Below are 15,014 nucleotides of genomic sequence, written 5' to 3'. Positions count from 1 at the left end.
CTCTCCGCCCCCTATTTGATAAAGCGCTTCATCAAATGGATGACCATGGACTAGAAGAGCCAGCCAAACGAAAAGCGAGCCCAGAGCGCCCTTGCCAATTCCAGATCCTTCTTCCGTGAAGGTGTTTTTGGACTGACCCGCAGGAAAACTGACATGCGCCTGCTGCTGATCGAAGATGAACACCGCGTTGCTGCCCAGATCACCGAAGCGCTGGAGGCGGAGCGCTTCACAGTCGACGTCGCCCGTGATGGCGAGGACGGCTATCACCTCGGCGCAACCGAGCTCTACCACGCCATCGTGCTCGATCTGTCTCTGCCGCGTCTCGATGGTGTCTCGGTATTGCGTGCCTGGCGGCGCGAAGGCCTGAGCACACCGGTGCTACTACTGACGGCACGCAACCGATGGCAGGACCGTGTGGAAGGGCTGAACACGGGCGGCGATGATTATCTCGGCAAACCCTTTTGCATCGAGGAGCTGATTGCGCGCATAAATGCCCTCATACGCCGCGCGGGTGGGGCGGCATGGCCGATTTCCCGGGTCGGGGCGATCACGCTGGACCCGCAAGCCCACCGGGTAACCCGGGACGGGTGCTCCGTTGCGCTGACCACGCACGAATACAAGGTCTTCGCGACCCTCATTCAGACGCCTGACCGGGTTCATTCCAAGGCAGAACTTGCCGAAATCGTCTATGGTCTGCATGACGAGCGGGACAGCAACACAATCGAGGTCTTCGTTGCGCGGCTGCGCCGCAAACTGGGGCCCAATGTGGTCGAAACGGTGCGAGGTTGCGGCTATCGCCTGGGCCCGGGATGAGGCCGCGCTCGCTTCGCCTGCGTGTTCTGATCGCTGCCACCCTCTGGATTGCGGTGTCGCTGACAGCCGGTGGTGTCGCCATCCTTACGGTTTTCAAAAGCACAACGCTCCGCCAATTTGACCAACAGCTACACGAAGAGCTCGCGGTTTTGCGGCGCGCAGTCGCATTGGAACCACAGGATCCGGCCACGTACATGACCACCCCATCCTTCTCGCGCATCTATTCCGGCCTCTATTTTCAAGCTGAAACAAGCGGTCGCACCGTCACGTCGCCGTCCCTTTTGGATCAGCATCTGGCTCTCGGCCTGCCGGCCACCGTACCGGAACGTCAAGTCGTCAAAGGGCCTGTGGGTCAGGATCTGCGCCTGCTCAGCCAGAGCGTCCAGATCCGCGATGGTGCCCGCTGGCGGCTGGGCGTTGCCGCCGATCTGGCCAGGATGGAGACGCTGGTGGCCTCGTTCCGCCGCAGCCTTTCGCTTGGCCTCTGCGGCTTTGGTGTGTCGCTGGTGGCTGCGGCGGCGGTGATGCTCGGCGTGGCCCTTGGTCCGCTCAGGCAGCTGCGCGCCGCCGTTGTCGAGCTGTCACAGACCGACGCGCGGCCCGCGCCCGATGCGTTCCCGTCAGAGGTTGCCCCCTTGGTGCGCGATCTCGACACGCTCATCGACCGCAACCGCCGCCAACGTGATCGGGGAAGACTGCAGGCCGCAGGGTTGGCCCACGCGCTGAAAACACCGACAACTGTTCTCTGCGGCGAAATTCAACGCGCGGCGCGTGGGCGACCGCTGGATGTTGCGGCCGCCGAGGAGGCTCTGGCCCGCCTCAAGGAGGCAACAGCGCTCCATCTCGACCACGCGGGCACGGGCCCCGACGCCCTGCTTCCCGGCGAAACGGTGAAAGTGATCGCATCGCTGGAGGCCCTCATCCGGGCGACCAGACGGCTTTACCCAGATGTGACATTTGATATCGATGCACCGTCAGAGCTGCAGCTGTCCGTGGCATCACCCGATCTTCAGGACATACTGGGGAGCCTGATAGAGAATGCCGCCCAATGGGCACATAGCCGCGTGCAGGTGACGGTGAAAAAGACGGCGGGCGCTGCAATCATCACAGTTGATGACGATGGCCCCGGCGTGCCAGCAGGCGAGCGGATGCGCGTGCTCGAACCTGGCGTGCGTCTCGCTCCCCCAACGGGTGGGTCAGGTCTTGGCCTGACCATCGCGCGCGATGTTGCAGCTCTCTATGACGGGTCAATCCATCTCGAGACAGCGGCCCTCGGCGGTCTGCGTGTCATCCTGGAGTTGCCCATCGACGCGTGATAATCGGACCAGCAGACAGCCGCCCGCTGGCCCGCGCCATGTCAGGCGATGAGAAGCAAGGACGACAAATCCTCTTCAACCACATCCGCAAGGAGAAGTGTGCTGTCACCATAGCTCAGGGTCGTATCTGTTTCGTCAGCCACAACCGCGATGTCCTCCGTACCGACGCCCGTGAAGGTGAGCGCATCCACGCCAACATTGAAGTCGGTCACCACATCAGACCCATCGCCCACCGCGAATTCAAAGATATCCGCACCGCGACCCCCGGTCAGGCTATCATCACCGGTTCCGCCGATGATCCTATCCTGCCCACCGCCACCGCTGATCACATCCGCGCCTGCAGCGCCGGTCAGAAGGTTTGCCTGACGGCTTCCCGTGATCTGATCGTCATTGTCGCTGCCAAGCACATCGACGAAGTTCTCGAGCGTCAGCGAAAACGCGTCGCCAACCGAAAAGCCACCGATATCTTCGACAATGTTGCCAATGTAGGCACCGCTCGACAGATCCACCTCGGTGGCGACCGCGCCCTGGACCGACGTCGAGTCAACGACGTTTCGTTCGTCCTCATCGCCAATCACGGTCTCGACCACTTCGATGGTTCCGGCATCCACGTCGAAGGTGCCGAGCGTGTCGGTCCCGAGCCCGCCCTTGTCCAACCCGCCAGCGGAACTGATCGAAATGGCGGCCCCGAGGTCGGAGTAATCAATGGTATCGTCCCCATCGCCGCCAACAAACGCATCATTGCCAGCCGACCCGATAAAGGTGTCATCGCCGTCGCTGCCAAGAAGTGTGTTGTCGCCATCGGTCCCGACCACGGTCACATCGCCCCTGTCAGGCAGTTCGAACTCGATGGTCTCGTCGGTCGTTCCGTCACCATCCGTGTCGATTTGGGCGGCGACGAACCCGTCGTCGTCGACATCGCTGAGATCAAGATCGACATCGCTCGCCCCAGCCAGATCCTCAAGATCAATGGTATCGCGGTTCCTGTTGCCACCGTTCTGGCCACCTCCGCGACCGTCGGAGTTTCCTTGTGTATTTCCTTGCATCGCTGACGTCCTCTTTCCGTTGCTGAAACGATCCGCCGTCTCGCCCCTCCCCTCCTTGAAATCATCCGGGCCGGTGGGTTGATCGTGCCGCGCCAATGCGGGCCGGAGAGGGTATGGCAGGTCAGGCTGAACGCCCGCTGAGCACCCTGTTCAGCGGATGTTCAGATTCGGAAAAAAGCACTCAGGATGCGCGCTTCTCTGCCGAAACGCTTGGGAAGCAAGTCGGCATGGCGAACCGTGGCAAACCCGGCGGGTAGTCCTGCAGAAAAGGCCAAAGACCATGCACACCCCTCACCCGAAGACCAAGCCGCCATCGACGATCAGGTTCTGCCCGGTCACGGCCCTCGCCCAAGGGCTGGCGAAGAAGAGCACCGCATCGGCTGCTTCGGCGGGCGTTGTGACGGACCGCAAAGGGGTCATCTCGGCGATGAGATCGAAGACAGCCTCCGGCGTCGCAGCGCTCGCATCGGTGGTGCGCAGCAAGCCGCCCGAGACCATGTTGACCGTGATCCCCTTCGGCCCGAGTTCGGCTGCTGCTGTGCGGGTCAGGGCCAGCAAGGCCGCCTTGGCCGAGGTATAGTCGTGATAGGGCACAACCGGATTCTGCACGAGATTGGTGCCAATGGTGATGATCCGGCCAAAGCTTGCGGTCTCCATCTCCGGCAGAACGGCCTGCATCACGTTCAACGCCCCAAGCGTTGCCGTGCCATGCTGGGCCAACATCATCTCCGGCGACAGGCTATCGAGCTGAGCGCGGGCGTCTCCGTTGAAGCTGTAATCGGCCAAGGCGTTGTGCACAGCCGTTGTGACTGGCCCAAAGGTCTCGGACACGGCCTCAACCATCTGAGCCACGGCGTCGCGCTCCCTCACATCCGCCTGGACGGTCATCGCGCGGGGCCCAAGCTCAGCCGCCAAGGCCTGGGCGGCCTCCTTGCTGTTACGGTAGTTGATCGCGACGCGCGCGCCTTCGCGCGCAAAAGCGCGGGCGATGGCGGCACCAAGGCCTCGTCCGCCACCCGTGACAAGCACTGTTTGATCCTGAAGCGCTCGCGTCATGCCCGTGTCTCCCAAAGCTCAGAGAAGTGATGGACCGGTCCATGCCCATGTCCGACGGTCAACTCCTCGGCCCGCGCAATCGCCGCGCTGATGTAGGCTTTGGCGGCAGAGACAGCCTCGCGGTCTGGCACACCCTGCGCCAGCTGCGCCGCAACCGCCGAGGAGAGCGTGCAACCCGTGCCGTGGGTGTTTTTCGTGGCAATCCGAGTGCCTTCGAGCCAATGCAAAGCGTCACCAGAGACGAAGACATCCGGGCTGTCCGGGTCGTCAAGATGCCCGCCCTTGATCAGCACCGAACGGGCTCCCAGCCTGGCTAGCGCGCGCGCCTGATCCTCCATCTGTTGGCGATTGGTCGCGACGGGTTGATCAAGCAGGCGGGCCGCTTCGGGCAGGTTTGGCGTAACCACGGCAGCCAGGGGCAATAGCCGGTCTCGGACAATGGCGATCGCATCATCCGCCAGCAGCGGCGCGCCACCCTTCGCAATCATCACCGGGTCGAGAACGATTGGTGTTTTGTCTACTCCCTCCAGAACTGCAGCGACCGCACACGCGATCTCGTCGTTCGCGATCATGCCGATTTTGACGGCATCCACCCGCACATCGTCGAAGACGGCTGCGATCTGGGCTGCCACAATATCCGGCGGGACGAGGTGCACCGCGCTGACACCTTGGGTGTTCTGCACCGTCACCGCGGTGAGGGCCGCCATCGCGTAGGCACCATTGGCAGAGATGGCCTTGATGTCGGCCTGGATGCCAGCGCCGCCCGACGGGTCAGAACCGGCAATGGACAAGACATTTCTGATCATGTGCTCTCCTGAAGTTGGACATGGATACGGTGCGCGGCGGCGCGGGGGTCCGGCTGGCCGCAGATGGCGGACACCACCGCGATGCCGTCCGCACCCGCCGCGAGGACCTGTGCCGCATGCTGCGCCTTGAGCCCGCCAATCGCGACCGTCGGCAGCGATGACAGCGCGCAAAGCTCTTGCAGACCGGAAAAGCCAATGACCGGCTTATGATCCGCCTTCGTCGCGGTCGCAAAGACCGTTCCGATCCCGAGGTAGTCGACGGCGCCCGGATCGGCGGCGCGCACGTCTTGCGCGCTTTCACACGACAAACCGATGATCTTGTCCGGCCCAAGCCGTGCCCGTGCCTTGGCGGGCGAGATATCTTCCTGCCCCAGGTGAACGCCGTCCGCATCTGCGGCGATGGCAGCGTCGAGATCGTCATTCACGACCAGCGGGATACCTGTGCCCGCGAGAACCTCCTTGAGCGCCTTGGCCAACTCAATCCGATGGGCCGACGAAGCTGTCTTGTCGCGCAGTTGAACGAAGCTGACGCCGCCCTCTACGGCGGCAGTCACCGTCTCAGCCAGGCCGGTGCGGGCGCAGAGCTCCGGGTCGGTCACGAGATAGAGGCGCAGGGTCTGCGGGTCTATTGCCATACCACCCGCCCCGCATCGAGATCACCGGGTTGCAGGCTGTGCAACTGATCAAGAAAGGCCACGGAAAAGCTGCCGGGGCCTGCGCTCTCCCTGGCGGCGCGCGCGCCCGCCTCGGAGAAGAGGGTGCAGGCCGCGATGCTCGCCTCAAGCGGGTCTGCAAGCGCGGCGAAGGCGCCCACCAATGCGGTGAGCGCACAGCCCAGAGCCGTGACCTTCGGCATCACCGCATCACCGCCCGAGATCTCGGCGTGACGCGTGCCATCCGTTACGAAGTCCACCACACCGGTCACGGCGACGACGCAACGCTGGGCTTGAGCAAGCCGGATCGCGCCGTCTTTCGCCGCGGCAACACTGTCGCCGCTGTCAGCCCCCTTGCCTGCCGCCTTCTCGCCCGCCAGCGCAAGAATTTCGGACGCGTTGCCGCGCAGGATTGTCGGGTGCTGCGCCAACTGCTGCCGTGTCACGTCCGCCCGGTAGGGTGTCACGAAATGCGCAACTGGGTCCAACACCCAAGGCACCTGTGCCGCGCGTGCAGCGGCGGCTGCCTGTCGCATGCCGTCCACCCAAGAGGGCGAGAGCGTACCGATGTTGATGGTCAGCGCGCCAGCCAACGGCACGAAATCTTCCACCTCCTCAGTGGCGTGCAGCATCGCGGGGGAGGCCCCCGCCGCCAGCACTACGTTGGCGGCGACGTTCATCGCCACGTAGTTGGTGATGCAATGCACGAGCGGCGCCTCAGCGCGCAGTTTTTCAAGCAATCTGTTCGGATCGGTCATATCGTCCTCGTCAAGGGCGAGGACAAACAAGGCAGTGCACGGGGCTTCAGACCTTGCCTCCCTCCGCCAGCATTATCTGGTTCAGGTTCGAAGGGTACATCTCAGCCTTGCGGCGCCCCTGGCTGTGCCTAGGCTGATCTGCGCACGTGCGATTGTCAAACAGGTTGTTGGGCTGCTGGCATGCTGCTGCAGCCGTTATCGCTCCAGCGCACCATCACGCTGCGATCATCAACCGGGCGAGTTAAGGCGCACCACGAACGGAGCGGAAGAAGATATCCAGCGTGCGCGTGGGCGATGTCGGATGGAACGTGTCGTAAAACGCCTGGTCAATGATCGAGGGGTGAGAGACGATTTTTTGAGACAGGATTTCGAAGAACCGTGCCACCCGCAGCGCCCGCTCAGGGTCACTGTCGTAATCCAACCGCCCGAAGATGGCATAGCGGTCGGCGGTGAATGTACGATCACCGTTCGTAAATGTGCAGCCGGGGATGTTCGAGACATTTTGCAGGATGATCTCCCGATCCCCGATGTAATGCACGATTTCGCCGCGACAGAAGGCTTCTGCAGCCGCCTGGTGCGTGCCAAAGAGCAGGACGGAGCCCTCGCGGCGGACATTGCGCGTGCTCTCGTACTCCTCCAGCAGCGCTTCCTGGCTGTCTTCCAGCCGACAATCCCCTTCGCCTCGCAGGAATGCGATCAGGGCTTCGCGATACTGTGGCATCTCGTTGGCCGTCAAAAACGCCTGCACGCCGGAACGCACGGACGTGGTGTGCCCGACCAGCCCAAAGTGGAAGCGGACAGTATCTGCGGAATTGCCGAGAAAGCGCGGGCAGTTCCCCTGATCCACAGCGCCAATCTGTCGCGCAAAGTTCAGCTGGCTGACATATGACACACCGGTCAGATACACTGGCGGCGAGATGATCAACCCATCCCTGCGGGCATTGGTGATGGTGGCCGGGTCACACAGGATATCGACCTGCGGTTCAAACGGCTGACTGCGGTCCTCGGGCCGCTGCAACAGCGAAAAGCGGCTCTCGGGCTGATCTTCTGCCATTTCGGCCATCAGGCGATCAATGTCGACGACCTTGACCCCATCGGCTTTCAGCGATCCCGCACCAAACTGGTCGAGCATCATCTCGGTCAGCACGGAATCGCAGATGCGCACCATGTATCCCGTGTACCGCTGCTTGGCGAGCGGGCCGGGCGTAACCGCCGTCAGCACATCGACCATCGTGTCCGAGCGATAGGCAAACGGGCGCGCGGAAGAGCGGACGCCGATGCGCAGCTGCGGCGCAGTGTCAGAGCTCTGGCTGCTGTCCGCCTTGGTTTGTTGGGCCTGCACAGGCGCCATCATCAGCGCCGCGAGTACCGGTCCCAAGAACCAACGTGTCAACGTACCGAGACCCATCAGGCCACATCCTTCGGCGATGGTGCGTCAACCGCCTCGCCAGCTTTCCGGCGACGGCTCATCAACGCGCGGAACTGCACCGATGCTGCCGGCAAGGCGCCGAGGTCCTCGGCCTCTTCTACTTCGATGGGCTCTTCCGTCAGCTCAATGAACCACGCAAAGAGCAACAGGAACATCATCGGCAGAACCGACATGATCATCCAATCGCGCGCCTTCCCAGTGATCCAGGGGTATCCGTCAAACGGCGCGCGATCCGGGAAATTGTAGCTCACGAAGATATTGGCAGCGATAATCAGCCCTACGATGATGGCGCAGGGGAGCGCCAGAAGCGTGACGGTCCGGAGGCGGCTGAAGTCATCATGCTTGTCCATGATCACCAGAATACCAAACCCGACCGACAGCCCGGTGAGCGGCATCATCGCGAAATAGACGATGTTGTCATTGACCTGCTGGATCACCTGCGATTGCGTCACCTCGAAACCGGTATCGAAGGCCAGTTCCAGAAGCTGGCCCGCGATGGCAAAGAAAAAGGCGAAAATCGCAGGCACAACGCAGAGGCCCAAAAGCCGGACGAAGGGGATGCGGTGCATCGACCAGCCCGGCTTCCAGCTCTCCTGCTCCAGCCGCACATCCCGGCCAAAGATCACGGCGCCCGCCGCGGCAAAAGTCACAAGCGCCATCTGCAGCGTGTCCCAGATCGACTGGGCCACAAGATCGGGCCGGATTTCATAGATGAAGTCGCGTTGCCCCTGCGCGATCAGCTGGCCACAGGTCTGAGACAAGGCACCGTCGAGACACTGCTCCAGCGTGACCGATTGATCGCCCAACGCGCCGCGACCGGCCTGCGAGGCGTTCAGGGACTCGATCAGCATTTCGATCTGCTCGGACGCAATCAACGGATAGGTCTCGACGCTCCATGACCACCACGTGGAGTAGATCGTGAAGATCGTCAGCACGCTGATCACGCTCGACACGAAGGCCGCCAGCGCAAAAGAGTTCTTCTCGGGCACATAATTGCGGTCGATTACATCGACGATCCGCGCCAGCGGCGTGCCGTGGTCGAGGTTCTTCACCGATTGGTTGTTGCGGATGTAATGCACCGCAAAGAGCGCCTTGGTGTTCTCGGCCACCTGCATCGCGTGGCTATGCAGCTCGACCAGCTCATCCCCGGACGTCGGATCGAAGTTGAGCAGGACGCGCGTCATCTGCCCCAACTCGCCTTCGAGCTGTTTCGACATCTTGGTCAGCTCTTCGAGCTCAGCCACCGGAAAATACTGGGCGCGACGGCCTGGCATCACCGCCGAAGACAGCGCATCAATGACCGACAGCGCCTTGTCCACCTCCTCCCGGCGACCGGACAGATCGACCACGAGGTCCTCCGGCTTGGTCTGGTCCAGCTTCATCCGGTAGTGCCGCGTCAGCGGACCCGCCCGGTGATTGTGACAGATCCGAACGGCGTCGGGTGTCTGCAGCGCATCGATCACGCGGTAGACCCCGCGGGGAATACCCGCGATCCGGTGGGCAGCCGAGCGCACCATGTTTTCGATCGGGCGCATGACGCCGACGGACATGATGGCGATCAAAAACGCCGAGACGAAAATCGGCTTGGCATAGGCCGTGCCTTCGAGGTTCAGGATGTCATTGCCGAAGGGGTCGAAGGACCCCGTCGCGCCAACTTCCAGCTTGGCGAGATTGGCGTTGCGGACCAGCTCGTAGAGCTCCGCCGACGACAAGATCACCCCGTAAGATACGAGGTACAGCATCGAATAGACGAGGAAACCGATGAACCCGTCCCGGTCCGTGCAGAGATCGGACACCTGTGCCGATTGCAAAATCGGGTGTCGCTGAAACGGGGTCTGCGCAAGCGATTCGCGATAATTGCGACGCGCTTCAATCAGCAGTGCCGTGGCGCCGAACAAGACGACGCCCGTATATATCAACCAGTTCATGGCTTCGGCTCAGGTGGCGGGCGCGCGGCCTACCAGCAAGTCTGCACAGCGGGATTGCACGGCCCCGCAGCCAATGCCGCACCGCCAGACGGTCCGAGAGAGAGCGTGATGCCGCTTACAAAAAACGCGGTCGCGATAAGAAAAAAACTATAACGGAGCATAAAACGTCCCCCAATCTATGCGGGAATTGTATCGTTCAGGTTGTAATTTTTCAAGACACTTGTCTTGGGCCCGGATTTTTGTCGGATTTTTGGAAACGCGCGTGATGCATTCCTCGACCCGAGGTCGGGCCCCATCGAGGGCAACCCCGATGGTCACGCAGCCTCGGTCCCGGGCCACTCTGGCCAAGGTCGACCTAGCGTTCGCCTCGGCGATAGGGGGTCATCAAGGCCGCCGGAACCTCGGCGCGCCGTGCTACCAGGATCAGCGCCACAATCGACAGCACATAGGGCGCCATGAGGAAGAGCTGATAGGGCACGCCCTCGACCACGGTCTGCAGGCGCAGCTGATAGGCATCGAAGAAGGCAAAGAGCAACGCGCCGACCAGCGCCTTGCCCGGGCGCCATGAGGCGAAGACGACCAGCGCAATGCAGATCCACCCCCGGCCCTGGACCATACCGGGAAAGAAACTGTCGAAAGCGGCCATGGTCAGAAAGCTGCCCCCGACCGCCATCAGCGCTGAACCTGCCACCACCGCTCCGATCCGGATGCGGATCGGGTTGAGGCCTTGCGCTTCGACCGCATGCGGGTTCTCACCCGTCATGCGGATGGCCAGGCCCAGCGGTGTCCGGGTGAGCACATAGGCCATGATCGCAACCGCGGCGAGCGCGAGGTAAGTCGGCATCGCCTGAGAGAAGAGAACAGGACCCAGAATAGGGATGTCGGACAACCCCGGAATGTCGAGCGCACGAAACGGCTCGATTGTCGGCGGCAGGTCCCCCACCTCCACGATCAGCCGGTAGAGGTAGTAGGCCAGCGCCGAGGCAAAGAGCGTGATGCCAAGGCCCGAGACATGCTGCGATAGCCCAAGCGGGACCGTCAGCATCGCATGCAGCAGCCCCATCAGCGACCCGCAGAAGGCTGCAACCAGCAAGCCCACCCAAAGCGGCGCGCCCATAAAGACCGCCAGCCAGCCGGTCATGGCTCCCATGGTCATGATCCCCTCAATGCCGAGGTTCAACACCCCAGCCCGCTCACAGAGCAGCGCTCCGAGCACTCCGAAGATGAGCGGCGTCGCGATGCGCAGCACGGCGGCCCACAGGCTGGTGTTCAGCAACAGGTCAATCGCTTCGGTCATCGGCGCACCCGGTATGTTGTGAAGAGCAGCGCAACGATCATTGTCAGCAGGCACAGGGCGACAATGACATCGGCGATGAAGCTGGGCACACCGGTCGCGCGGCTCATCGCATCGGCGCCCACGAAGACGGTGGCAACGAAGACCGCCGCGGCCACGACGCCGGCAGGGTGCAGCGCTGCGAGCATGGCCACGACGATCCCCGCGTATCCGAACCCCGGGCTCATGGTCGTGGTGACCCCAGCTGTCACCCCCAGGACCTCAACCGAGCCCGCCAGCCCCGCGAGCGCCCCGGACAAGAGGGCGACCCCCATGATCGTCTTTGGCAGCGACACCCCCGCAAAGGCCGCCGCACTGGGGTTCAACCCGGCGGCGCGCGTCTCGGCCCCGAAAACCGTACGCGCCAGCACCAGCCACACGAGGCCCGCCGCGACGATGGCCACCAGAAGCCCGACATGAAGCCGGGTGCGCGGGATCAGATCGGGCAGCCGAAAGGCGCCATCGACGGGCACCGACTGCGGCCACCCAAAAGCCAGCGGATCCCGCAGCGGCCCTTCGATCATCAGCCCCACGACAAGCACCATAATGAAGTTCAGCAACAGCGTGGTCACCACCTCATCGACGCCGAACCGGAGGCGCAGATAGGCGGGCCCCGCCAGAAGAAGCGCGCCCGCCACCATGCCCGCCGTCATGAGGACGGGCACACCCAGCCACCCCGGCAGGGCCAGAGAATGCCCAATCGAGGCCGTCACCAGCGCGCCGATGAAGAATTGCCCCTCGCCGCCGATGTTCCAGAGCTTGGCGCGGAAGGCAACGGCAGCGGCCAGGCCGGTGAACATCAGCGGGGTCGCACGTGTCAGCATCTCGGTCACCGACAGGCGCGAGCCGAGGGCGCCGCGCAGCATCTCGGCATAGGCCGCCAGCGGGTTGACCCCGGCCGCCGCGATCAGACCGGCCGCAAGCAGCAGCGCCGCCACCACCGCGGCGAGCGGGGCCAGCAGTGCCAGATGCATCGGTGTGCTGGCCCGTCTTTCAAGACGCATGTGTCTCGTCCTCCCAAACGCCCGCCATCATCAGGCCAAGCCGCTGCGGATCGGCCTCCTCGGCAGAAATCGGGCGTGACAGCCGGCCTTTCACAATCGCCTGAATGCGGTCCGACAGGGCGACGGCCTCCTCCAGCTCTTCCGATATCAGCAAGATCGCGGCACCGGCCTTGCGCGCAGCCAGCAACTCGGCGTGCACGGCGGCGATCGCCCCTTCGTCCAGCCCCCGGGTCGGTTGATTGGCCAGAAGAAAGCGGGGATCGTTCGACAGGACCCGCCCCAGAATGAGTTTTTGCATATTGCCGCCTGACAGCAGCCGCGTGCGTGTCTCCGGCGTGGCGCCGCGAATGTCGAAGCGCGCAATCAGATCGGCAGTATGGGCCTTGCAGGCGGCCCGCCGCACAAACCCTCGACGCGAGAACGCAGGCGTACGCAGCCGCTCCAACACCGCGTTCTCCCAGAGGCTGAGCTCGCCCACCGCGCCTTCGGCATGGCGGTCTTCAGGCACCCGCCCTGCCCCCGCCCGGATCATACCGCGCGGCCCCAGAGCGCCGACATCCTCGCCAGCCAGCACCAAACGACCTGCGCTTGGCTGCGCCAGCCCGGACAACAGTGCCCCAAGAGCAGCCTGCCCGTTTCCCGACACACCCACAATCCCGAGGATCTCGCCCGCATGCACGGTGAAGGACACCGCGTCGAGCGTCCGTGCGGTCTCCGGCCCAAGTGAGACGTTTTCAGCCGCGAGCACTGGCGCCCCGATCTGATGGCGATCCCGCACGGGGCGCTCCACCCGGCGCCCTACCATCAGCTCGGCCAGTTCCGCCGGATTGGTCTCGGCGGTTGTGCGCTCGGCCACGAGCCTGCCCCCGCGCAGGACAGCCACGCGATCCGAGGCCGACATGACCTCGTGCAACTTGTGACTGATGAAGATGAGCGACAGCCCCTCGCGTGTCATGTCCCGTAGGGTCTCAAACAGGCGCTGCGCTTCCGGACGCGCCAGCACCGCCGTCGGCTCATCGAGGATAAGGACGCGCGCATCGCGGTAAAGTGCCTTGAGGATCTCCACGCGCTGTCGTTCGCCGACCGACAGCCTGCCGACCTTCGCTTCAGGATCAACGGGGAGGCCAAACCGCTCGGCAATCCGCAGCAGTTTCTTGCGCGCCGTGCTGCGAGCCGACCGGAGGCGGGTCAGCGGCTCGGACCCGAGCAGGACATTGTCCAGCACGGTGAGGTTTCCAGCCAGCGTGAAATGCTGATGCACCATGCCCACCCCTGCTTCGATCGCAGCGCGCGGCGTGCCAGCGGGCAACTCTTGTCCAAACACCCGGACCACCCCGGCATCTGCCGCATAATGGCCAAAGAGGATGTTCATCAGCGTCGTCTTCCCCGCCCCGTTTTCCCCCAACAGCGCGAGGATCTCGCCCTGATGAAGCGAAAGCGTGACGTCATCATTCGCAGTCAGCGCGCCAAAGGTCTTGGTGATGCCGTCAAGTTCGAGAACCTTGGTCATGTGGGCAGCCCGGCGATGGGGTGCGGAAAAGACAGAGCTGGAGCCCGCGCTTCGATCTCAGCCCCGAGGTGCAGAAGTCTCAGATCGGAACCGCGTGGGCCGAGCACCTGTACGCCAAGCGGCACCCCATCGGCCATGCCAAACGGCAACGCCAGAGCGGGCAACCCCGCAACATTCGCGAGCGCTGCATTGGGCGCAAAAGCGTCCAGTCGGGCCATATGCGCCGCCGGATCGGAGCCGGAGAGGTCAAACGCCCCAACCGGCGGCGGGGGTGTGGCGAGGGTCGGCATCAGCAGCGCATCAACATCGGCGAAGAGCCGCGTTGCCTCGGCCGACAGCCGCGCCAGGGCCCGCGCGGTCGCAAAGAGATCGGGCGCAGACATCCCCCGCCCTTCGGCAGCCATGGCCGCGGCAAGGGGCGGGACCTCGGCGTCTGAAATCTCCAGCGCGATCAGCCACTCCGCCAGCGACACAGCGAGGATCGCCCAGGCAATGTCACGCGCCTCCGCCCCCATCCGGTCAGGGGCAGAAACCTCGCGGATGTCATGCCCCGCATCTCGCAGAGCATCCGCGGCATTCTCGGCCGCATGGCGCTGATCAGGGCCGCAGCGGTCTGGCAGGACCAGCCCGATCCGTCGCCGCTCGGTGGAAACGACAGGCGCATCGGGTGTTCTGACGGCGTGAAAAGCGGTTTCGACATCGCGCACGGATCGGGCGAGCACCAGCTCAGACGCGATCCCCATCAGGTGATTGTTGTAGTCCGGCCCACCCGGCACCGCGCCGCGCGACGGTTTGAGGCCGGTCAAACCGCAGCAGGCGGCGGGCACTCGGATCGAGCCCGCCGCATCCGTCGCATGGGCTATCGCGACCAGACCCGCCGCGACCGCCGCCGCAGCCCCGCCCGACGATCCTCCGGGTGTCAGATCGGGCTGCCATGGGTTGCGCGCGGGCGGCAGCCCCTCGGGTTCACAGCTCAGCGACGACCCAAAGGGCGGCGTCGCGGTGACCCCAAAGGGGATCAGCCCCGCCCGCCGAAAGGCGGCAACCAAGTCGCTGTCCGCCTCCGGCGCCACGGACCGCGCGCGCAACGCTGCGGATCCAGCCACCGACGGCAGTCCCGCGGCCAAACTCCCCAGATCCTTGATCAGAAACGGCACGCCGTGAAACGCTCCACGCGGGTCCCGCGGCGCCGCATCCGCAGCCGCCGCCTTCACCCGCGCCATGTCCGAGTCCAGATGCACCACAGCCCCCAGTGCCGCCTGCTCGGTGCAGGCGGCGAGTGTCTGCTCCATCACCTCAACCGCGGTTGTCTGCCCCTCACGAATGGCGGCAGCGAGCGCCGTCGCATCCCTCACGACCTGC

At 64.0% G+C, this 15,014-nt stretch carries 13 protein-coding genes and 1 riboswitch; of the genes, 2 read left to right on the top strand and 11 right to left on the bottom strand.

Annotation, left to right across the window (positions count from 1 at the left end; all coding sequences use genetic code 11):
- Window positions 1–153: 153 nt before the first annotated feature.
- Window positions 154–813: a response regulator transcription factor gene (locus ACVC7O_RS04725; protein ID WP_458324933.1), complete on the top strand. Its 660-nt coding sequence runs from the start codon at window positions 154–156 to the stop codon at window positions 811–813.
- A gap of 194 nt (window positions 814–1,007) precedes the next feature.
- Window positions 1,008–2,129 (top strand): sensor histidine kinase, encoded by a 1,122-nt coding sequence (locus tag ACVC7O_RS04720; RefSeq protein WP_458324932.1) that lies wholly within the window; start codon window positions 1,008–1,010, stop codon window positions 2,127–2,129.
- A 41-nt stretch (window positions 2,130–2,170) separates the two neighbouring features.
- Here ACVC7O_RS04720 and ACVC7O_RS04715 read toward each other — a convergent pair whose 3' ends face one another.
- The 11 genes from ACVC7O_RS04715 to ACVC7O_RS04665 form a co-directional block, all read right to left on the bottom strand.
- Complete coding sequence (locus ACVC7O_RS04715; RefSeq protein WP_458324931.1) at window positions 2,171–3,175, bottom strand: calcium-binding protein; 1,005 nt, start codon at window positions 3,173–3,175, stop codon at window positions 2,171–2,173.
- A gap of 291 nt (window positions 3,176–3,466) precedes the next feature.
- Window positions 3,467–4,231, bottom strand: a complete 765-nt coding sequence (locus ACVC7O_RS04710; RefSeq protein WP_458324930.1) for a 3-oxoacyl-ACP reductase — start codon at window positions 4,229–4,231, stop codon at window positions 3,467–3,469.
- Window positions 4,228–5,037, bottom strand: coding sequence for a bifunctional hydroxymethylpyrimidine kinase/phosphomethylpyrimidine kinase (gene thiD / locus ACVC7O_RS04705; protein WP_458324929.1), 810 nt, complete (start codon window positions 5,035–5,037; stop codon window positions 4,228–4,230). Before thiD ends, ACVC7O_RS04710 begins: the two co-directional genes overlap by 4 nt.
- A complete protein-coding gene (thiE, locus tag ACVC7O_RS04700) occupies window positions 5,034–5,672 on the bottom strand; it encodes a thiamine phosphate synthase (protein ID WP_458324928.1) in 639 nt (212 codons plus the stop codon). The genes thiD and thiE overlap by 4 nt, the downstream gene beginning before the upstream one ends.
- Entirely contained in the window at window positions 5,663–6,448 is a 786-nt protein-coding gene (thiM, locus tag ACVC7O_RS04695; RefSeq protein ID WP_458324927.1) for a hydroxyethylthiazole kinase, read from the bottom strand. Before thiM ends, thiE begins: the two co-directional genes overlap by 10 nt.
- A gap of 41 nt (window positions 6,449–6,489) precedes the next feature.
- A riboswitch (TPP riboswitch) is annotated at window positions 6,490–6,578 on the bottom strand.
- Window positions 6,579–6,689: 111 nt separating this feature from the next.
- Entirely contained in the window at window positions 6,690–7,856 is a 1,167-nt protein-coding gene (locus tag ACVC7O_RS04690; RefSeq protein WP_458324926.1) for a hypothetical protein, read from the bottom strand.
- On the bottom strand, window positions 7,856–9,805 hold the full coding sequence (locus tag ACVC7O_RS04685; protein ID WP_458324925.1) for a hypothetical protein: 1,950 nt from the start codon (window positions 9,803–9,805) through the stop codon (window positions 7,856–7,858). Before ACVC7O_RS04685 ends, ACVC7O_RS04690 begins: the two co-directional genes overlap by 1 nt.
- A gap of 355 nt (window positions 9,806–10,160) precedes the next feature.
- A complete protein-coding gene (locus ACVC7O_RS04680; RefSeq protein WP_458324924.1) occupies window positions 10,161–11,102 on the bottom strand; it encodes an ABC transporter permease in 942 nt (313 codons plus the stop codon).
- Window positions 11,099–12,142, bottom strand: coding sequence for an ABC transporter permease (locus tag ACVC7O_RS04675; RefSeq protein WP_458324923.1), 1,044 nt, complete (start codon window positions 12,140–12,142; stop codon window positions 11,099–11,101). Before ACVC7O_RS04675 ends, ACVC7O_RS04680 begins: the two co-directional genes overlap by 4 nt.
- Window positions 12,132–13,652, bottom strand: a complete 1,521-nt coding sequence (locus ACVC7O_RS04670) for an ABC transporter ATP-binding protein (protein WP_458324922.1) — start codon at window positions 13,650–13,652, stop codon at window positions 12,132–12,134. The genes ACVC7O_RS04675 and ACVC7O_RS04670 overlap by 11 nt, the downstream gene beginning before the upstream one ends.
- Complete coding sequence (locus tag ACVC7O_RS04665) at window positions 13,649–15,007, bottom strand: amidase (RefSeq protein WP_458324921.1); 1,359 nt, start codon at window positions 15,005–15,007, stop codon at window positions 13,649–13,651. Before ACVC7O_RS04665 ends, ACVC7O_RS04670 begins: the two co-directional genes overlap by 4 nt.
- Window positions 15,008–15,014: the final 7 nt, after the last annotated feature.

It is taken from the genome of Roseobacter cerffii, assembly GCF_054226325.1.
This window is presented reverse-complemented; position numbering and strand designations above follow the sequence as displayed.

What these genes read in the sequence shown, in the direction of transcription:
- ACVC7O_RS04725 (WP_458324933.1), top strand. Translation starts at nt 154, where the DNA reads ATGCGCCTGCTGCTGATCGAAGATGAACACCGCGTTGCTGCCCAGATC.
- ACVC7O_RS04720 (WP_458324932.1), top strand. Translation starts at nt 1,008, where the DNA reads ATGACCACCCCATCCTTCTCGCGCATCTATTCCGGCCTCTATTTTCAA.
- ACVC7O_RS04715 (WP_458324931.1), bottom strand. Translation starts at nt 3,175, where the DNA reads ATGCAAGGAAATACACAAGGAAACTCCGACGGTCGCGGAGGTGGCCAG.
- ACVC7O_RS04710 (WP_458324930.1), bottom strand. Translation starts at nt 4,231, where the DNA reads ATGACGCGAGCGCTTCAGGATCAAACAGTGCTTGTCACGGGTGGCGGA.
- thiD (WP_458324929.1), bottom strand. Translation starts at nt 5,037, where the DNA reads ATGATCAGAAATGTCTTGTCCATTGCCGGTTCTGACCCGTCGGGCGGC.
- thiE (WP_458324928.1), bottom strand. Translation starts at nt 5,672, where the DNA reads ATGGCAATAGACCCGCAGACCCTGCGCCTCTATCTCGTGACCGACCCG.
- thiM (WP_458324927.1), bottom strand. Translation starts at nt 6,448, where the DNA reads ATGACCGATCCGAACAGATTGCTTGAAAAACTGCGCGCTGAGGCGCCG.
- ACVC7O_RS04690 (WP_458324926.1), bottom strand. Translation starts at nt 7,856, where the DNA reads ATGGGTCTCGGTACGTTGACACGTTGGTTCTTGGGACCGGTACTCGCG.
- ACVC7O_RS04685 (WP_458324925.1), bottom strand. Translation starts at nt 9,805, where the DNA reads ATGAACTGGTTGATATATACGGGCGTCGTCTTGTTCGGCGCCACGGCA.
- ACVC7O_RS04680 (WP_458324924.1), bottom strand. Translation starts at nt 11,102, where the DNA reads ATGACCGAAGCGATTGACCTGTTGCTGAACACCAGCCTGTGGGCCGCC.
- ACVC7O_RS04675 (WP_458324923.1), bottom strand. Translation starts at nt 12,142, where the DNA reads ATGCGTCTTGAAAGACGGGCCAGCACACCGATGCATCTGGCACTGCTG.
- ACVC7O_RS04670 (WP_458324922.1), bottom strand. Translation starts at nt 13,652, where the DNA reads ATGACCAAGGTTCTCGAACTTGACGGCATCACCAAGACCTTTGGCGCG.